We start from the raw sequence: 18,561 nt of genomic DNA on the forward strand, positions 1-18,561 counted from the left end.
TCCTTTTTTCTTCACCCCTATGACCATGATCACTCTTGCCCTGTCCAAGGGCCGCATCTTCGACGAAGCCCTGCCCATGCTGGCCGCCGCCGGCATTGCGGTGCTGGACGACCCCGAGAAGTCGCGCAAGCTCATCCTGACCACCAACCAGCCCGACGTGCGCGTGGTGCTGGTGCGCGCATCCGATGTGCCGACCTACGTGCAGTACGGCGGCGCCGACCTGGGCGTGACGGGCAAGGACACGCTCATCGAGCACGGCGGCCAGGGGCTGTACCAGCCGCTGGATCTGCAGATCGCCAAGTGCCGGGTGAGCGTGGCGGTGCGGGACGACTTCGACTACGTCCGCGCGGTGCAGCAGGGCTCGCGCCTGCGGGTGGCGACCAAGTACACCGCCATCGCGCGCGATTTTTTCGCGGCCAAGGGTGTGCACGTGGACATGATCAAGCTCTACGGCAGCATGGAACTGGCGCCGCTCACGGGGCTGGCCGATGCCATCGTCGATCTGGTGTCCACGGGCAACACGCTGCGGGCCAACCACCTGGTGGAGGTGGAGCGGATCATGGACATCAGCTCGCACCTGGTGGTGAACCAGGCGGCGCTCAAGCTCAAGCAGGCGCCGCTGCGCCGCATCATCGACGCGTTCGCGTCGGTCATCCCCGCCGGCGGCTGACGTTGCGCGGGTGCCTCAGATCGAATCCCACGCCGGCCAGGACGGGGCAGAATCCGGGCTGTGTCGAGAAAATTGTTTCTCGATGCATCTTTTGTTTCAAAAATCTGAGGTGTTCCATGTTCAAGAAAATCCTGGTGCTGGGCTGTCTGGCGCTGAGCGGCGCCTCGTTTGCCGCCGATGCCGACTTCACGCTGGTCAATCGCACCGGCTATGCGCTCAACGAGGTCTATATTTCGCCCACCAAGATGGACAAGTGGGGCAGCGACCGCCTGGGCCGCAACCAGCTGGTGAACGGCGCCTCGCGCAAGTTCAAGTTCGGCGACACCAAGCACTGCATCCAGGACATCAAGGTCGTGTTCACCGACGACGCCTCGGAAGTCGAGTGGGAGGGTCTCAACCTCTGCGAACTCGACAAGATCACGCTCAAGTACAACCGCAAGACGGGCGACGTGTCGGCAGAGACCGAATGAGCCCGGCGGCCCCTTCTTCCCCTTCGCGATAGAGATAGAAAAGCCATGAAAGCCACGCCTGTTCGTTTGCGTACCGATAGCGCCGATTTCGAGGCCGCGTTCCGGGACCGCCTGCATTGGTCCGCCGAGACCGATGCCGCCATCGAGCAGCGCGTGGCCGACATCCTGGCCGACGTGCAGGCCCGCGGCGACGCGGCCGTGCTGGAATACACCCGCCGCTTCGACGGCCTGCAGGCCGATTCCATGGCCGGGCTGGAGCTGTCGCAGGACGAACTGAAGGCCGCCTTCGAGGCCATTCCCACCGCGCAGCGCGAGGCCCTGGAGGCTGCCGCTGCGCGCGTGCGCCGCTACCATGAGGCGCAGCGCAAGGCCAGCGGCGAAAGCTGGAGCTACCGCGACGAGGACGGCACGCTGCTGGGCCAGAAGGTCACGCCGCTCGACCGCGTGGGCATCTACGTGCCCGGCGGCAAGGCCGCGTACCCCTCGAGCGTGCTGATGAACGCCATTCCCGCGCACGTGGCGGGCGTGGGCGAGATCATCATGGTGGTGCCCACCCCGCAGGGCGCGCGCAACCCGCTGGTGCTGGCCGCCGCCCACGTGGCCGGCGTGACGCGTGCCTTCACCTTGGGGGGCGCGCAGGCCGTGGCCGCACTGGCCTATGGCACGGCCACCGTTCCGAAGGTGGACAAGATCACCGGGCCCGGCAATGCCTATGTGGCGAGCGCCAAGAAGCGCGTGTTCGGCACCGTGGGCATCGACATGATCGCCGGCCCGAGCGAAATCCTGGTGCTGGCCGACGGCTCCACGCCGCCCGACTGGGTGGCCATGGACCTGTTCAGCCAGGCAGAGCACGATGAACTCGCGCAGTCCATCCTGCTGAGCCCCGACGCCGCCTACATCGACGCGGTGCAGGCCGCCATCGACCGGCTGCTGCCCACCATGCCCCGTGCCGAGATCATCGCCAGGAGCCTCACCGGCCGCGGCGCGCTGATCCTCACCCGCGACATGGAAGAGGCCTGCGCCATCAGCAACCGCATCGCGCCCGAGCACCTGGAGGTCTCGAGCCGCGAGCCCCACCGCTGGGAGCCGCTGCTGCGGCACGCCGGGGCGATCTTTCTCGGGGCCTACACCAGCGAATCGCTGGGCGACTACTGCGCCGGCCCCAACCACGTGCTGCCCACCAGCGGCACGGCCCGCTTCTCGTCGCCGCTGGGCGTGTACGACTTCCAAAAGCGCAGCAGCCTCATCGAGGTGAGCGAGGCCGGTGCGCAGACGCTGGGCAAGATCGCCGCCGAGCTGGCCTACGGCGAGGGCCTGCAGGCCCACGCGCGGGCGGCCGAGATGCGCATCAAGCCCTAAACACGGGCCACCTCCACGCGGGCCGCCCGCGCGGGCCCCTGCGCACCGCGGGTGCCGCCATGGGCGGCGGGCCCGCACCGCCAGGCCAGCCGCGCGGCCTGCGCGCCTTCGGCGCTCACCCGCAGCGTGGCGGGGCCGTGCAGGTCCAGGCGCTCGCCGGCCGCCAGAAAATAGTCTTCCTCGCAGCCGTCGCAGGTGACCCAGGCGCAGCCCTGCACCACCTCCAGCACGGCGGACTGATGGGCCGGGCAGGCGAGGGTCTGCACGGGTGCGAGCGGCCGCAGGGTCCGGTGTGTGGCCGATGGGACGGCGGCGGCAGGCAAGGAGGGCCGGGCGGCCGGGGTGGGGTGCGTCAGGGACTTCATGGGATCGACTGTGCTCGGGCGTGCCAGGGCGCACCAGCCACAGTCGCCCGCCATGTCGGCCAGTGCAGATGCGCCGCAGGGCCATCTGTGTGGTACCGGTTGGCACCCATCTGTACTGCTGCATCCATTGCTGGGCAGTACAGAATCGCACGATGGACGCCGCCGACACCACGCCCCTTTATCTGCAGATCGCGGCGCAACTGGCCGAGCTGGTGCGCAACGGCACGCTGGCACGGGGCGAAAAACTGCCGTCGGTGCGCGAACTGGCGCGTCAGCGGGCAGTGGCCCAGAGCACCGTGGTGCAGGCCTACCACTGGCTGGAGGATGCGCGCTTGATCACCGCGCGCCCGCGCTCGGGCTTCTTCGTCGCGGCGCGCCCCGCCAGCCTGCCCGAGCCGACCACGCCACGCCCGCTGCGCCGTGCGCGCGAGGTTTCGGTGGACTGGCTGGGCCAGCGCATCCTGGGACGCGATCAGCCGGCCGACATGGTGTCGTACAGCAGCGGCACGCCCGGGCCCGAACTCTTCAACCCCGACCGGGTGCGGCGCGCCGTCACCCGCGCGGCGCAGCGCCACCGCCACCTGCTGTGCACCTATCCGTCCTCGTCCGGCCACGAGGAGGCGCGCCGCGCGCTCGCCCGCTATGCCGTGGGGCTGGGCTGCAGCCTCGACCCCGAGAACATCGTGATCACCGGGGGCTGCATGGACAGCATCGTGTTGTGCCTGCGGGCGGCCACGCGGCCCGGCGACATCGTGGCGCTGGAGTCGCCCACGCACTTCTCGTTTCTGGAGGTGCTGCAGGGGTTGCACCTGCGCGCGCTCGAAATCCCCACCCATCCGCGCCACGGCCTGTCGCTGGACGCGCTGCAGCTGGCGCTGGAGACGCAGCCCGTCAAGGCCGTGATGGTGGTGCCCACGCTCAGCAACCCGCTGGGCAGCTGCATGCCGCAGGCCGAGCGGCGGCGCCTGGCGAACATGGCCGCGCGCCACGGCATGGCCGTGATCGAGGACGCGATCTACAACGACCTCGTGGAAGTGGACGAGCTGCGCCGCACGGTCAAGTCGTACGACACCACCGGCCACGTCATGCTGTGCGATTCGTTTTCCAAGACCCTGGCGCCGGGCCTGCGCCTGGGTTGGGTGGAGGCGGGCCGCTGGAGCCAGGCGATGCGGGCCATCAAGGACCTGCAGGCCGGCGGGCAGTCTGCGGTGCTGGAATTGGCGCTCGCCGACCTCATCACGCAGGCCGGCCATGCGGCATCGATGCGGCAACTGCGCGCGGCGGTCGCGGCCCGCATGGACGCGGTGCGCGGTGTGATCGCCGCGCATTTTCCGCCGGGCACGCGCGTCAGCGATCCCCCGGGCGGCCTGCTGCTGTGGCTGGAGTTGCCGCGCGCCCTCGACTCGGTGCTGCTGCACGAGGCCTGCCTGGCCGACGGCCTGCTCATCGCGCCGGGCACGGTGTTCAGCGCCAGCGGGCGGTTTCGCAACTGCCTGCGCATCGGCGTGGGCGGCGACTGGACGCCCGCGCACCTGCAGGGCTTGCGCAAGGTGGGGGAGACGGCCACCCGCATGCTGCGGTCGGCCGCCATGCGTGTGGCTTGAGACCCCACAGGAAAATCACACGAACTTCGTGCACCACGAAGTTCGTGTAGCATTTATCCCATGAAGAACGTGACCATCACCATGGACGACGCCGCAGCCGAGTGGGTGCGCGTGGAAGCGGCCAAGCGGGGCAGCAGCGTGTCGCGCCTGGTGGGCGAATGGCTGGCCGAGAAGATGCGGCAGGAAGATGCCTATGCCCAGGCCATGCGAGAGGCACTGAGCTTCGAGAGCTGGGGCGCCTCCGACGGGCCCTATGTGCCGCGCGAAATCCTGTTCCAGCGATGAGCACGACCCCGATCTTCGTCGACACCGAAGTGCTGCTGTCCAGCGTGGACGACCGCGATCCGGCCCGGCAGGCGCGTGCGCGCGAATGGCTCACGTTCTGCTGGCAGACACGCAGCGGCCGCGTCAGCTCGCAGGTGCTCAACGAGCTGTACAACCAGGCCATCCAGCGCTTTCGGGGGCCGCACACGCTGCAGCAGGTGCGCGCGCAGGTGCGGCGCTTTCGGGTGTGGCAGCCGCCGCACCTGGACGCCTACACCGTCGACGGCGCGTGGGATCTGCAGGACCGCTACGGCCTGGGCTACTGGGATGCGCTCATCCTCTCCTCCGCGCACCAGCAGGGCTGCCGCTACCTGCTGACCGAGGCACTGCCGCACGACCAGCCCATGGACGCCGTTCGCCCCATCAACCCCTTCCTCATCGCTCCCCACGAACTGGACACCGCCGAATGACGAGCCCCGCCACCCCCGCTGCCACGCCGCCCAGCGCCCTCGACCGCATCCGCCCCGACGTGCGCGCCATGCACGCCTACACCGTGCAGCCCTCGGCCGGCCTGCTCAAGATGGACGCGATGGAAAACCCGTTCCGCCTGCCGGCGGAGCTGCAGGCGGCCCTGGGCGAGCGGCTGGGCGCGCTGGCGCTCAACCGCTATCCCGGCGACCGCATCGCCGACCTGAAGGCCGCGCTGGCTGACTACGTGGGCATGCCGGACGGCCACGCCATCGTGCTGGGCAACGGCTCCGACGAACTCATCACGCTGCTGGCGCTGGCCTGCGCGCAGCCCGGCACCGGCCAGCGCGCCACGCTGCTCGCACCCATGCCGGGCTTCGTGATGTACCCCTTGAGCGCGCAGCTGCAGGGGCTGGACTTCGTCGGCGTGCCGCTCACGGCCGACTTCGAGCTCGACGAGCCGGCCATGCTCGCGGCCATCGCCCGGCACCGCCCGGCCATCACCTACATCGCCTACCCCAACAACCCCACCGCCACGCTGTGGAACGAAGGCGCGGTGCAGCGCATCATCGACGCCGCGGGCGCGCAAGGCGGCATCGTGGCCATGGACGAGGCCTACCAGCCCTTCGCCAGCCGCACCTGGATCGATCGCATGCGCGCCGAGCCCGGGCGCAACGCGCACGTGCTGCTGATGCGCACGCTCAGCAAGTTCGGCCTGGCCGGCGTGCGGCTGGGCTACCTGATGGGGCCCAGCGCGCTGGTGGCCGAGATCGACAAGGTGCGCCCACCCTACAACGTGAGCGTGCTCAACTGCGAGGCCGCGCTGTTCGCCCTGGAGCATGCGGGCGTGTTCGCGGCCCAGGCGGCCGAACTGCGGCACGAGCGCGCCGCGCTGCTGGCTGCGCTGAGGGTGCTGCCGGGCGTCGAGAAGGTCTGGGACAGCGAGGCCAACATGGTGCTGCTGCGCGTGGCCGATGCCGCCCGCACCTACGAGGGCATGAAGGCCCGCAAGGTGCTCGTCAAGAACGTTTCTACAATGCACCCACTGCTGGCCAATTGCCTGCGCCTCACGGTCGGCAATGCGGCCGACAACGCCCAGATGCTCGCCGCGCTCCAGGCCTCCCTATGACCTCTTCTGCACTCGTTCCTTCCGCCCTGTCCGACAGCCCCGACGCCGACCGCATCGCGGAGGTGTCCCGCACCACGGCGGAAACCCGCATCCACGTGCGCGTGAACCTCGACGGCACGGGCGAAGCGCGCCTGTCCACGGGCATCGGCTTCTTCGACCACATGCTCGACCAGATCGCGCGCCACGGCCTGATCGACCTGCGCATCGAATGCGAGGGCGATCTGCACATCGACGGCCACCACACGGTGGAAGACGTGGGCATCACGCTCGGCCAGGCGTTCGCGCGGGCCGTGGGCGACAAGAAGGGCATCCGTCGCTACGGCCATGCCTATGTGCCGCTGGACGAGGCGCTGTCGCGCGTGGTGGTCGACTTCTCGGGCCGCCCGGGGCTGCACCTGCACATCCCGTTCACGGCGGGCAGCATCGGCGGCTTCGACACGCAGCTCACGTATGAATTCTTCCAGGGCTTCGTGAACCACGCGGGCGTCACGCTGCACATCGACAACATCAAGGGCATCAATGCCCACCACCAGTGCGAGACGGTGTTCAAGGCCTTCGCCCGCGCGCTGCGCGCCGCGCTGGAGCGCGACCCCCGTGCGGCCGGTGTCATTCCCTCCACCAAAGGGTCCCTCTGAGGTTTTCGGCTCCATGGGCCTCCAGCGCTCATCCAACATGCGCAAGCAGCTATGAAAAGTGAAGCAAAAACCGTGGCCGTCGTGGACTACGGCATGGGCAACCTGCGCTCCGTCTCGCAGGCCGTCCAGGCCGCAGCCGAGGGCACCGGCTGGACCGTCGTGGTCACCTCGCGGCCCGAGGACGTGCGCGCCGCGCAGCGCGTGGTGCTGCCGGGACAGGGCGCCATGCCCGACTGCATGAGCGAACTGCGCGAATCGGGCCTGCAGGCGTCGGTGCTGGAGGCCGCTGCGTCCAAGCCGATGTTCGGCGTGTGCGTGGGCATGCAGATGCTGCTGGACCGCAGCGCCGAGGGCGACACGCCCGGCCTGTCGCTCATCCACGGCGAAGTGCTCAAGTTCGACCTGGCCGGCCGCCAGCAGCCGGACGGCAGCCGCTACAAGGTGCCCCAGATGGGCTGGAACCGCGTGGGCCAGGTGCGCCATGGCGGCGCGGCGCACCCGGTGTGGGCCGGCGTGCCGGACCAGAGCTACTTCTATTTCGTGCACAGCTTCTATGCGCGCCCGCGGGATGCGGCGCACTGCGCGGGCGAGGCCGATTACGGCGGCCCCTTTGCAGCGGCGATTGCGCGCGATAATATTTTTGCCACGCAATTCCATCCGGAAAAGAGCGCGGAGCACGGCCTGGCGCTCTATCGCAACTTCCTTCACTGGAATCCCTGATCTTCAACCCCTTGCCGGGCCTGCGGCCCGACCTGGCACATCCTTAGCCTTTCCATCATGCTGCTCATCCCCGCCATCGACCTCAAGGACGGACACTGCGTGCGCCTCAAGCAAGGTGACATGGACCAATCCACCACCTTCGGAGAAGACCCGGGCGCCATGGCCCGCAAGTGGGTGGAAGCCGGGGCGCGACGCCTGCACCTGGTGGACCTGAACGGCGCCTTCGCCGGCACGCCCAAGAACTACACGGCCATCAAGTCCATCCTGAAGGAAGTCGGTGACGACATCCCCGTGCAGCTCGGCGGCGGCATCCGCGACCTGGACACGATCGAAAAGTACATCGACGGCGGCCTGCGCTACGTGATCATCGGCACCGCCGCCGTGAAGAACCCCGGGTTCCTGAAAGACGCCTGCAGCGCCTTCGGCGGCCACATCATCGTGGGCCTGGATGCCAAGGACGGCAAGGTCGCAACCGACGGCTGGAGCAAGCTCACAGGCCACGAGGTGGTCGATCTGGCCAAGAAGTTCGAGGACTGGGGCGTGGAGTCGATCATCTACACCGACATCGGCCGCGACGGCATGCTTTCGGGCATCAACATTGACGCCACGGTCAAGCTGGCGCAATCGCTCACCATTCCGGTCATCGCCTCGGGCGGCCTGGCCAACATGGCCGACATCGAGCAGCTGTGCGCGGTGGAAGGTGAAGGCATCGAAGGCGTGATCTGTGGCCGCGCCATCTATTCCGGCGACCTGGATTTCGCCGCGGCGCAGGCCCGTGCGGACGAATTGAACGGCGCTGCCTGACGCCTCAGTCCGGCCGCCTCAGGATGCCTTGCGGCGGCTGAGGCGGGTTTTCAGGCGCCGGTCCTTGCAAGCCCCGGTGCTGTGCCATCCGGACCATCGGTCCGGCGGCTTTCCATCCAACGCGATTGCCACTGAGCGCCAGGCAACGCCGGCGCCAGGCGCGCTTCGGGATCAGCAGCCCGTGACGGCCCGCCCTTGGTTCACCGCGGACACGGTCTGCAGCAGGTTCGTCCAGTACGAAGGCAGGGCGTCCCAGGGGTTGCCGACATCCGCCACCGGGTCGTATTCGAGGTTCGTCATGTAGATGGGGCCGGCGTTGTACCGGGCCGAGGCGGCCGTCTGCACGGCCTGCTGCATGTCGGCGCAGGTGGCGGTGTTGTGCACCAGCGAGCTTTGGCGGCTGTTGGCAAGGGTGTACAGCCAGGGCGTGGTGCGCGGGTCGTAGCTGGCGTAGGTGCTGTTGCGCCCTTCGAAGGTGACGAGCACATCGGCCACCGCGGCATAGCCGGCGGCAGGCACCATGCCGGGGTTGCCGATCACGCGCAGGCTGGCGTCCTTGGCCTTGATGTAGCTGTAGATCTCGCGGTAGAAGTCGAGCCGCGTGGTCTCGGAGGCCATTTCGTCCAGGAAGATGCCGCTGATCGCCTCGCGCCCGAACAGCGCGATGTAGTTGTCGATGTTGGCCTTGATGCTGGCCAGCGACCGCGAGCCCGTGCCGTAGCCGGTATAGACATAGCCCACCACCTTGCCGCCCGCGGAAACGAACGCATCGACGGCGCTCACATAGCTGGCCTCGGCCGTGGTGAACACCCCGTTGTTGGGATTCAGGATCGCGGTGATGGACACCGCCGGATTGGCCGCCGCACCGCTGGCCAGCAGGGCCCAGCCCTGGCCCGACGAGGGGTGGAAGTAGGCAGGCACCAGCACCTCCAGTGCCGCGGGTGCTGGGCGCAGATACACCACGCGCGTGGCGGTGACCGACTGGCCCGATACGCTGGTGGTGGCGCTGATCTCCTGCCGGCCTGCCGCGGCGCCGGACAGGGTGGCGGTCGCCACGCCTGCGCGGGTCGCGCTGGTGGTGGAGAACGCGCCGGGCAGGGCGGAGAAGTTCACCGCCGTGCCATCGGCCGCGTCGGCGCCGTTCACCGTGACGCGCGCGCTGATGGCCAGGGCGGCATTCGCATTGAACACGGCCTCGGCTTGCGGAGCGTTCAGGGTGATGGCGATGCTGGTCGGAGTGGGGGTCACCGGTGTCGTCGGGTCGGTGGAGCCCCCTCCACCGCCACCGCCGCAGGCGGCCAGCAAGGCGGCAAGGGACAGGCCGCACCAGCGGGTGATGCGGGCAACCAGGGTGATGCGGGCGGGAATGCGTGGCATGGGGATATCCTTTGCAGCGGGAAAGGGAAGGGTGAGGTGTCGGACAAGGTGGAGGCAATCGGCGTGCCGGGTGCGGATCCGTGGATCAACAGGTGGGCGGCGCGGCGCCCCGGTTGACGGCATCCACGGTGCCCAGCAGGCGGGTCCAGTAGGTCGGCAGGGTGTCCCAGGGGTTGCCTTCCTGCGTGTCGGGGTCGAACGTGTCGTCGGTGACGTAGAGGATGCCGCTGTTCGCGCGTGCCGTGGCCGCAGCGCGCACGGCGGCCTGCATGGCCGCGCAGTCGGCCGCGTCGTGCACCAGGGCGTTCTGGCGCGTGTTGGCCATCTGGTAGAGCCAGCCACCGCTGGCGCGGGGATCGTAGTCGGCAAAGGCCGCGTTGCGGTTCTCGAAGGTCACCAGGGCATCGGCCACGGCGGCGTAGGCGGCGTTGGGCACGGTGCCCGGGTTGCCGACCACGCGCAAGCTGGCGCCTTTGCTCTTGATGTAGTCGAACAGTTGCCGGTAGTAGTTGATCCGGCCGGGCGCGGACGACATCTCGTCGATGAAAAAGCCGCTCACCAGCCCGGTGCCGTAGAGGCTGAGGTATTTGTCGATGTTGCCCTTGACCTTGCTGATCGAGCGCGATCCGTAGCCGGTGTACACGTAGCCCAGCAGCTTGCCCCCCGCCTGCACGAAGGCCGTGGCGGCGGCCGTGAACTCGGGGTTGGCGCGGGTGAAGACGCCGTTGCTGGGGTTGAGAATGGCCGTGACGCTGACGGAGGGGTACGCGCTGGCGCCGGCGGTCATGGCGTCCCAGGGCGAGCCCGCCGAGGGGTAGAAATACGCGGGGACCAGCACTTCCATGGGGGCGGCGGCCGGGCGCACGTAAAGGATGCGCGAGGCGGTCACGGCGCCGCCGCTCGAGGCCACCGAAGCGGTCAGGTTCTGGCGCCCCAGCCCGGAGGCAGTGAAAGTGGTGCCCGCTTCGCCGCCGCGCAGCGCGGCCACCGGTGGTGCAAAGCTGCCCGAGGTGGCGGAAAAGTCGACGGCCACGCCGTCGGGGATGGCGCTGGCAACCCCCGCCTGCACCCTGAGGGAGACCGGCACGTTGGCCCCGGTGTCGAACACGTCCTGGTCGAGCGGGGCCGCGAAGGCGGCTTGCACGCCAGCCGTGGCGGCTTCGGCTTTTTGCTCGGAGGCTGGTGCAGGTTCGCTGCTACCGCCGCCTCCGCAGCCGGCGAGTCCTGCGGCGAGCAATCCGGAAGCCGACCACAGCACCAGCCGCAGTGCAGCGCGGCTCGGCAATGCACGATGGATCGCGTTCGGCATGGCACCCCCCTTTTTTCTGGCCTGAATGGATTTCAGTTTTTTGCCATTGTCCACCGAACGCCGGCCGGGCTACTGCAGCATGAAGGTTTCGTACTCCAGCCGGTTGAGTTGGCGCGACAGCAGGTACATGCCGGTGCACAGCGTGAGCAGCGTGGACAGCGCGAAGCCGTAGCCATACAGGGCCGCGCCGGCATACAGCGTGAAGCCGGTGAGCGCGATGTTCAGCAGCACGAACTGCACGCACAGCAGCAGCACGATGCGGCGCTGGTCCAGGTAGAAGAACACGTTCAGGATGGCCATCAGACCCACCTGCAGGCCCGCGCCGATCACCTGCACGTGCAGCAGCGGCAGGTACAGCCGCGAGATGCCCAGCACGTCCAGCAGTGCCGGGCCGGCCACGAAGGTGACCAGGATGGCCAGCGTCTGGATCTTGCCGATCTCGCCCAGCCCTTGCTGGATCGAGTAGACCATCTCGTCGCGCATGGCCTCGATGTATTCGAGCGAGCCGCCGCTGCGCACCGCGTCGTAGAACTTGTCGTAGTACTCGACGAAGTCGGTCTCGATGCGCACCAGGAACACCGCCATGCCCGGAATGATGGACAGGTAGGCCAGGAACACCGGCAGGTCGTAGATGAGCGATGCGCGCAGTCCGCCGATGATGTTCTGGGACGTCGGCGGGAAGTACCAGAACATGAACTTGTCGATCCAGATCCCGAAGTTGTAGAGGAACCCGATGGCCACGAGCGACGGATACAGCAGCTTGCGCTCCGCGAAGTCGAACGCGATCAGCCGGCCCTTGGGGTTGAACTCCTGCACCACCAGGATCCACATGCCGGCCAGCAGCAGGTAGTTGCCCAGCACGAAGCCCGTCAGCAGCCCCTCCAGGCCCCAGGGGCGCATGAAGAGCGAGCCGATCACGATCACCGCGTAGGCCAGACCGAACAGCACCACGATCTCCTTGTACCGCTTCATGCCGGACAGCAGCACCGTCAGCACCCACACGTCGCACATCAGGGTGAAGCCCGCCAGCATCAGCATGCGGTACACCAGCCCCAGGTTGGGCAGCAGCAGGAACAGCGCGATCGTGCCCAGTGCACCGGCCACGAGCGTCACCACCAGCAGCAGCCCGTGCAGGTTGGGCAGGATGAGGTCCTTGCGCTTTTCGAAGAGCCGGTCGGACACGAAGCGCGTGAAAGCCAGCTGCACCAGCCCCGTGAGAATCAGGCTGCCCGCCACCATGTAGGTGACCGAGGTCTGGAACTGCGTGACCAGAAAACCCGGCACCACCACGCTGGCGCTGAAGATACCGATGAGCAGGATGCCCACGATGGAGAAGACCCACGGGCCCGAGCCGATGACGCCCGCATAGGCGTAGGCCTGCACCAGGCTCACCAGCGTGTTCTTGCGCAGCATGCGGCGCAGTTCGAATCCGATGCCAGCCATCAGCGGGGGCCCTCCGTCTTCTGGAACGCGGTCTCATACACGCGGCGGTAGCGGTCGAACATCATGGTGTCGGTGTAGTAGCGCTCCACGCGCGCAATGGCCGCCCGGCTGGCGCTCTCCCAGGCGGCGGGGTCGTTGAGCAGCGACAGCGAAGCGTCGGCCAGGCGCTGCGGGTCGGCGATCGGCACCACCTTGCCCGAGGCGCCCAGTGCCTTGTCTTCATCGTCCAGCCCTTCGATGAGCTGGCGGCACGAGCCCACGTCGGTGGACACGGTGGGCACGCCCGCGGCGTAGCCCTCCAGGATCACCAGGGGCAGCGCCTCGCTGATCGACGACAGGATCACCAGCCCGATGCGCGGCATGAGGTCTTCCACGCGCTGAAAGCCCAGGAAGCGGATGTTCTGCTCCAGCCCCAGGCTGCGCACGAGGTTCGTGCATTCCTGCGCGTAGGCCGGGTCTTCCTCGGTCGGGCCGGCGATCCAGCCCTCGGCCTGCGGCAGCTGGTTGACCACGCGGCGCATGGCGCGGATGAACGTCTTGATGTCCTTGATGGGCACCACGCGGCCGATGAGGCACAGCACTGGCGGCACCTGGGCCGGACGCTTGTCGCGCAGCGGCGCGAAGCGGCCCAGGTTGATGCCGTTCGGGATGTTGAAGGTGCGCGATGCCTCGGCGCCATCGGTCACCTGCCGCAGCCGGTTGGTCTCGTACAGCGCGATGATCGGGTCGGCCGCCGCGTAGCAGTAGTAGCCCAGCCATTCGAAGAACTGGATCCACATCTGGCGGAAGTACGACAGCTCGGTCGGGTCGCGCTGGAAGATGTTGCGGTTGTCGCGGATCCACTCGCTCTTGAAGAGGTCGATCTTGCGTTCCTTGGTGTAGATGCCGTGTTCCGACAGGATCAGCGGCACACCGCGCGCCTGCTCGATCAGCCCGCCGAGAAAGCCGGCGTAGCCCGTGGAGGCGCAATGCACCACGCGCACCGGAATGAGCTGCTGCGCCACGCGGGCCAGCGTCCACAGCGGCTGGTACATGATGCGCACCGTCCAGAAGTAGTCCACGAACGACGGATCGGTGCAATGGTCGCGGTAGCTCTTGCAGATGATTTCCCAGGCCCGCTCGCTGTAGAGGAAATCCTCCAGCGGCAGGCGCCCGCCCGGCTGCATCTGCTGGGTGATCTCGCGGAACGCGGCCATCGTCTGCGGGCTGCGGTCGCCCGTGCGGAACGACTCGACCAGGGTGTGCACCATGTCCAGGGCCGCGCGGCTGCCCTTGCGCCGTGCGGGCAGGGTGCGCACGCCCAGGTGGTCGTAGAGGTAGTGCTCCTCGAAGTGCACGACGTTCGGCGGCAGCTCGTACTTGAACGCGGAATAGTCCTCGCGGCGGCTGCCCAGAAAGACGATGGCAAAGCGGTATTCCGGGTAGGCGCGGATGATCTGGTTGATCCAGCTCGACACGCCCCCGCTCACATAGGGGAAGGTGCCCTCCAGTAGCAGGGCGACGTCTGCCTCGCTGGCTTTGGGCCCTGTCATGGCGCACTCCAGTAGTCGAGGACGGGGCGCAGCCGGGGCAGCGCGCGCCATTGGTTGAGCTGCTGCACCAGTTCGCGCGTCTGCGCGAAGTCACGCCGCTCAAAGCACAGTTCGGCCTGGTAGGGCAGTACGCGCGTGGCGGGCAATCCCAAGTTGCGGGCGAGCGCGTAGGCGGCTTCGGCCTCGTCCACGCGGCCCAGCAGGTGCAACAGGCGGCCGCGGCGCAGGTTCAGTTGCGGATGGTCCGGCTGCTGCGCCAGCACCTGGTCGCAATACTGCAGCGATTCCTTCACGGCGTGGTCGCGCAGGTCGCCCTGCACCAGCTCCTGATAGACCAGCTCCCAATACAGGTCGGACAGCCGGAAGGCCGATTCGACGGTGAGCGGCCCCGGCACTTCGCCTTCGGTTTCCTTGGCCAGGCGCAGCGCATCCAGTTCGCTGTCGATGGTGCGGTTGATGCGCTTTTCCAGGGTGTCCAGCATGCCGTAGGCGAGCAGGCGCAAATCCTCGCTCGGATCGCTCAGCACCGTGCGCAGCAATGGCGAGGCAATGCGGCCGGACACGTGCTGCAGCGCCACCATGGCACGCATGCGCGTCTGCATCGGGGCCTGGCTGTTGCCCAAAAAGGACCGCAAACCGGACTGGCGAAAGCTCCCCTGCATGCGCTGGTGGCGATCGAACTCCGGCAGCCGCAGCGATTCGAAGTCGCCCTGCGACGAAGGGCTGCGGTAGATGCGCAGCACCACCACGGCGGCGATCACCCCGATGAATCCGACGATGGGCACGGCATAGCTGAACACCGCCATCAGGCCCAGCACCGGCGCGCGCGGCCGGGCCTGCTCGCCCGACAGCAGGGGCAGCAGAAAGAAGGACAGCATCACGCAGGCCAGGGCGTGCACCAGCAGGTAGCTCGACAGGGCCGCATCCGTGTGGCCTTGCAGCAGCGCGGGCCCGCTCCACGCGCCGATCTCCAGCAGCAGCGCGGAGATGGCGAACTTGAGGTTAAGCATGGGCCATTCCGTTGAGCCGCTGGAGCACGGCCAGGGGCTCGCCGTTCAGCGCGATGATGTGCGGAAAAACGCCGGCCTCGGCCAGCGGCTTGCCGCTCTTTTGGCCCGACCAGATCTCCAGGCGGTTGATGTAGCCCTCGGCGGTGGCGTTGTCGCCCAGCGGCATCAGCATGGCCAGCACCTGGCGTTCCTTGCCGGTGATGAGCCAGCTTTCGTCCAGTTCGCGTTTCAGCCGCTCGATCTGGCCCGGAAGGCCGGCCTCGATGGCGCGCGGCAGGAACTCCAGCGCCACGATCACGCTGGGCACCTTGGCCGTGTCGCGGATGTGGGCCAGGCGCTGCGCTTCGAAGGCGAAATCGGCGGGGCACTGCGGCAGCTCCTTCAGGATCGGCGCGGCCACCGTCTGCATGGCCAGGCCGTCGGTGTAGTAGCCCAGCAGCAGGTTGATGGTCTGCAGGTTCTCGGCCTGCAGCGAAAAGAACGGCATGTCCTCGATCACCAGCAGCCCGTAGATCTCGCCCCCTAGATCCAGCAGCGGCGCGGCGGCGAGGTAGCGGGTCTGCTGCTGGTCCGCCAGCATCTGGCTCACGTGGCAGAGCTTGCGGGTTTCCAGCGCCTGCTGCACGAGCGGGTCGCGCGCGTCCAGTTCGGCGCCGCTGCCGATGCGGGCCACGGCCCGGGCTTCGATGCGGTCTTCGGTGGCGGCATACAGCGCCGCGGATTCGAGCTGGCAGTACTGGGCCAGCAGCCGCAGCAGGGTCTGCGCGCCCTGGGCCGCATCCTCTTCGGAGCCGCCCAGCGCCTGCAGCGTGGACAGCGCATCGCGCATGGACATCGGCCGGCCGATCAGCTCCTGCTCCAGGCGGTCGTGCGACAGGCGCAGCAGGTAGTACTGGCGCACCAGGTGCTCCAGGCGCTGGTCCAGATACAGCTGCACGTTCTCGGCCCGGCGGGTGCGCGCCTGCCAGAGGCTGGAGAACTCGCCCACCAGCATCACGAGGATCAGGCCGCCGAGAAAGAAGATCTGCGGAAAGGTGTCGTAGTGCCCGAAGTTGAGCGCCAGCCAGCCGGCCAGCAGCACGCAGGCGCCGCCCAGCCCGGCCAGCGGGCCGTAGCGCAGGGCCACGATCACGGGGGCCAGCCAGGACCAGGGGAACGCGGCCTCGCTCCACAGCGGGTCGAAGGGCTCCAGCAGCATGCCCAGCGCGAGCGCGATGATCGGCAGCAGCAGCGTCTCGCCCAGCATGATGGCCGGACGGGTGTCGGTGTCGGCCAGCTTGCCCAGCAGGTTGGTGGGCAGGTGCCGCACGCTCGGCTTGGCCGGCGGCTCGGGCGCGGCCGCGCCGACGGTGCGCCGCCGCTGCTCCGCCGACGAGGGGGTCTCTGATGCCATGGCTTCAGCGGGCTCGGGCCAGGCCGGAATCCAGCAGGTCGCGGATCAGCTTCTGCGCCACGCCGGAGAGGGCTTCGCGGCTCCAGCCGCTCTTGCCGCCAGTGCCGCTCCAGATCGTGTCGCCGGAGGCCACATCGATGATCTGCAGCGTCACGCCCGCGGCGGGCTCGCCGTCCACGCCGACCTTGTAGCGCCATTCGTCCACCGCCCCCGTGAGGGCGTATTTCGCTTGTTGCTCGCGTGCCCAGGCCAGCACTTCCTGCTGGCGCTTGGCGTCGCCCGCATCGAACAGCGCTTCCTGCTGCGTGGTGGTGGGATAGCGCTGGATGCGGCCCACGCCGCGCGCATGCAGCAGGGCCTGCGCAATGGCTTCGGCGCGGTTGCCGGCCAGCGGAGTCTCGGTGTGGTTGGCGAACGGCAGCACCACCCACGTGGCATTGCGCTCCAGCGCCGGAGGCTCGCCCCGGTCGATGGTGGAGCAGGCGGCCAGCAGCAGCAGGGCGCCGCCGGCGGCGAAAACTTGCAGGCGTTGCAGCAGGGTGCGGTGGTGTTGCATGGTGGATTCCTTTGGAGACGACATCAGAAATGGAGACGGTAGGTGAACAGCAGGCTGCGCGTGAGGCCCTGCAGCTGCAGGCCCGACTTGCCCACGCCCCAGCTCAGGCCCAGGTGGTCGGCGCCGAGCACGCTGCCGGCCATGCCCAGGCGCAGTTCGTAGCCCGGGCCGAGCACGCTATGCCAGGTGCGGCTGGCCGTGGCGAACGGCAGCAGGGCGCGCGTGTATTCCTGCTCGTAGCGCATGTTGGTGGACACCTGCAGGCCATAGAAGCTGAAGCTCTCGGGCAGGAAAAAGTCCTGCCCCAGCGGGCCGGCGTTCACGGGCACGTAGCGGCGCACTTCCAGGTCCCGCGGCGCGAGCGTGCTCAGGTCGCGCCGCGAAAAATCGTGGTGCGACCAGAACGCGCCGAACTCCAGCAGCGGCGTTTCCTGCCGGTAGGTGTGCGTGTAGTTGATCGACGTATGGCGGCCGCTGCCCAGCGAGGCGCCGGTCTGCAGCGTGTAGCGCTCGTCGGCATAGCCGATGGTGAACTGGTCCTGCCGCGTGGCCTGGTAGCGCAGGCTGGCGCCGGCGCGGTCCTTCATGCCGGCGATGCGCAGCGCCAGGCTTTCCTGGCTGGGCAGCTGCATGCCGAGTTCCATGCGCAGGGTCAGCCGGTTGTCGATGCGCTGCTCGTGCTCGACCTGCAGCGGCGTGTAGGCCAGAAAGCTCTCGCGGCGGCCGGCGCGGAACATCGTCTCGCCGTCGGGATGGCGCCAGCGCACCTGCACGTCCAGCGCACGCTCGTCGGGCGGGTTGCGCACCACGAGGGCATTGGTGGCGTGCCGGCGGATGCTGATGAAGTTCACGTCCATGGCCAGCCGCGGGCTGATGGCGATGTGGAACACCGCGTCGGCCTCGCTCTCGTCCATGCCGCCCAGTTGCTGGAACTGCAGTTTCGTGCCCGCGTGGTCGCTGAAGGCCAGCAGGCTTTCGGTGAGCTGCAGGTGCAGGGGCTGGTCGTCGTGCTGGTCCTGCTGGGCGTCGAAGGCGGCGGTCTGCGCGAGGCGGATGTCGTCCACGGCGCGCGCCGCGTTCACGCGGTCGTAGCGGGGCAGGCGTTCGTCGAACTCCTGCAGCAGCTGGCCCGTGGCGGCCTTGTCGTCTTCGGCCAGCGCGACCGTGATCTCGGCCCACAGCGGGCGGTTGCTGCGCACGCCGCGGCTGCGGGCGTACTGGTGCCACAGGAAGCCGCGCTCGGCCGTGTATTCGCCGGCGTCCTGCAGCCAGCCGATGGCCGTCTCGGCCGCCGCGTTGGACATGCCACCCTGGGCGTCGCGGTCCAGTCGCAGCAGTTCACGCAGCACGTCGACCGAGGGGTCGCCGGGCCGCTGCGTGAGGAACAGCCGGGTACGGGCGATGCGCCGGGTCTGGTCCAGGCCCTCTTCGGTGAGCCAGCGCTGGCGCGCCT

General features: G+C 68.5%; 19 protein-coding genes. 10 read left to right on the forward strand and 9 right to left on the reverse strand.

All coding sequences use genetic code 11. The annotated features are described in order from the left end of the window. Positions 1-25: 25 nt before the first annotated feature. The 3 genes from hisG to hisD all read left to right on the forward strand — a co-directional run bounded on the left by hisG (position 26) and on the right by hisD (position 2,499). A complete protein-coding gene (hisG, locus tag AVME950_RS11520) occupies positions 26-670 on the forward strand; it encodes an ATP phosphoribosyltransferase (protein WP_372588159.1) in 645 nt (214 codons plus the stop codon). A gap of 116 nt (positions 671-786) precedes the next feature. After that, a complete protein-coding gene (locus AVME950_RS11525) occupies positions 787-1,140 on the forward strand; it encodes a hypothetical protein (RefSeq protein WP_272567598.1) in 354 nt (117 codons plus the stop codon). A gap of 45 nt (positions 1,141-1,185) precedes the next feature. After that, on the forward strand, positions 1,186-2,499 hold the full coding sequence (hisD, locus tag AVME950_RS11530) for a histidinol dehydrogenase (protein ID WP_284429929.1): 1,314 nt from the start codon (positions 1,186-1,188) through the stop codon (positions 2,497-2,499). On the opposite strand, the gene AVME950_RS11535 is transcribed toward hisD, so the two are convergent. Then, positions 2,496-2,864, reverse strand: a complete 369-nt coding sequence (locus tag AVME950_RS11535; protein WP_284429930.1) for a DUF2917 domain-containing protein — start codon at positions 2,862-2,864, stop codon at positions 2,496-2,498. The genes hisD and AVME950_RS11535 overlap by 4 nt on opposite strands. A 152-nt stretch (positions 2,865-3,016) precedes the next feature. On the opposite strand from AVME950_RS11535, the gene AVME950_RS11540 reads away from it, so the two are divergent. From AVME950_RS11540 to hisA, 7 genes are read left to right on the forward strand one after another with little or no spacing between them, the layout of a single operon-like run. Beyond that, on the forward strand, positions 3,017-4,468 hold the full coding sequence (locus AVME950_RS11540) for an aminotransferase-like domain-containing protein (RefSeq protein ID WP_284429931.1): 1,452 nt from the start codon (positions 3,017-3,019) through the stop codon (positions 4,466-4,468). A 60-nt stretch (positions 4,469-4,528) separates the two neighbouring features. Beyond that, positions 4,529-4,753: a CopG family transcriptional regulator gene (locus AVME950_RS11545; RefSeq protein WP_284396732.1), complete on the forward strand. Its 225-nt coding sequence runs from the start codon at positions 4,529-4,531 to the stop codon at positions 4,751-4,753. After that, positions 4,750-5,202: a PIN domain-containing protein gene (locus AVME950_RS11550; RefSeq protein WP_284429932.1), complete on the forward strand. Its 453-nt coding sequence runs from the start codon at positions 4,750-4,752 to the stop codon at positions 5,200-5,202. Before AVME950_RS11545 ends, AVME950_RS11550 begins: the two co-directional genes overlap by 4 nt. Then, on the forward strand, positions 5,199-6,329 hold the full coding sequence (locus AVME950_RS11555; protein ID WP_284429933.1) for a pyridoxal phosphate-dependent aminotransferase: 1,131 nt from the start codon (positions 5,199-5,201) through the stop codon (positions 6,327-6,329). The genes AVME950_RS11550 and AVME950_RS11555 overlap by 4 nt, the downstream gene beginning before the upstream one ends. Beyond that, positions 6,326-6,964 carry an imidazoleglycerol-phosphate dehydratase HisB gene (hisB, locus tag AVME950_RS11560; protein WP_284429934.1) on the forward strand — a complete coding sequence of 213 codons (639 nt, stop codon included), beginning with the start codon at positions 6,326-6,328 and terminating at the stop codon, positions 6,962-6,964. The genes AVME950_RS11555 and hisB overlap by 4 nt, the downstream gene beginning before the upstream one ends. A 51-nt stretch (positions 6,965-7,015) precedes the next feature. Then, positions 7,016-7,684 carry an imidazole glycerol phosphate synthase subunit HisH gene (hisH, locus tag AVME950_RS11565; protein ID WP_284405133.1) on the forward strand — a complete coding sequence of 223 codons (669 nt, stop codon included), beginning with the start codon at positions 7,016-7,018 and terminating at the stop codon, positions 7,682-7,684. Positions 7,685-7,741: 57 nt separating this feature from the next. Further along, positions 7,742-8,488 (forward strand): 1-(5-phosphoribosyl)-5-[(5-phosphoribosylamino)methylideneamino]imidazole-4-carboxamide isomerase, encoded by a 747-nt coding sequence (gene hisA, locus AVME950_RS11570; RefSeq protein ID WP_284396741.1) that lies wholly within the window; start codon positions 7,742-7,744, stop codon positions 8,486-8,488. A gap of 171 nt (positions 8,489-8,659) precedes the next feature. On the opposite strand, the gene AVME950_RS11575 is transcribed toward hisA, so the two are convergent. The 8 genes from AVME950_RS11575 to AVME950_RS24390 all read right to left on the reverse strand — a co-directional run bounded on the left by AVME950_RS11575 (position 8,660) and on the right by AVME950_RS24390 (position 18,412). Beyond that, a complete protein-coding gene (locus AVME950_RS11575) occupies positions 8,660-9,865 on the reverse strand; it encodes a spherulation-specific family 4 protein (protein ID WP_284429935.1) in 1,206 nt (401 codons plus the stop codon). A gap of 85 nt (positions 9,866-9,950) precedes the next feature. Beyond that, the gene (locus AVME950_RS11580) at positions 9,951-11,174 is read right to left on the reverse strand and encodes a spherulation-specific family 4 protein (protein ID WP_284429936.1); all 1,224 of its coding nucleotides are present in this window, start codon (positions 11,172-11,174) and stop codon (positions 9,951-9,953) included. A 69-nt stretch (positions 11,175-11,243) separates the two neighbouring features. Next, entirely contained in the window at positions 11,244-12,617 is a 1,374-nt protein-coding gene (gene pelG, locus AVME950_RS11585; protein WP_284396747.1) for an exopolysaccharide Pel transporter PelG, read from the reverse strand. Next, positions 12,617-14,149 (reverse strand): GT4 family glycosyltransferase PelF, encoded by a 1,533-nt coding sequence (gene pelF / locus AVME950_RS11590; RefSeq protein WP_284429937.1) that lies wholly within the window; start codon positions 14,147-14,149, stop codon positions 12,617-12,619. Before pelF ends, pelG begins: the two co-directional genes overlap by 1 nt. Then, positions 14,146-15,159: a tetratricopeptide repeat protein gene (locus tag AVME950_RS11595; RefSeq protein ID WP_284429938.1), complete on the reverse strand. Its 1,014-nt coding sequence runs from the start codon at positions 15,157-15,159 to the stop codon at positions 14,146-14,148. Before AVME950_RS11595 ends, pelF begins: the two co-directional genes overlap by 4 nt. Beyond that, a complete protein-coding gene (locus AVME950_RS11600; protein ID WP_284429939.1) occupies positions 15,152-16,552 on the reverse strand; it encodes a PelD GGDEF domain-containing protein in 1,401 nt (466 codons plus the stop codon). The genes AVME950_RS11595 and AVME950_RS11600 overlap by 8 nt, the downstream gene beginning before the upstream one ends. Positions 16,553-16,556: 4 nt before the next feature. Then, positions 16,557-17,108: a penicillin-binding protein activator LpoB gene (locus AVME950_RS11605; RefSeq protein WP_284429940.1), complete on the reverse strand. Its 552-nt coding sequence runs from the start codon at positions 17,106-17,108 to the stop codon at positions 16,557-16,559. A gap of 23 nt (positions 17,109-17,131) precedes the next feature. Further along, positions 17,132-18,412: a hypothetical protein gene (locus AVME950_RS24390; protein ID WP_502869407.1), complete on the reverse strand. Its 1,281-nt coding sequence runs from the start codon at positions 18,410-18,412 to the stop codon at positions 17,132-17,134. Between the last annotated feature and the right edge of the window lie 149 nt (positions 18,413-18,561).

It is taken from the genome of Acidovorax sp. SUPP950 (assembly GCF_030158935.1).
Taxonomy (GTDB): domain Bacteria; phylum Pseudomonadota; class Gammaproteobacteria; order Burkholderiales; family Burkholderiaceae_C; genus Paracidovorax.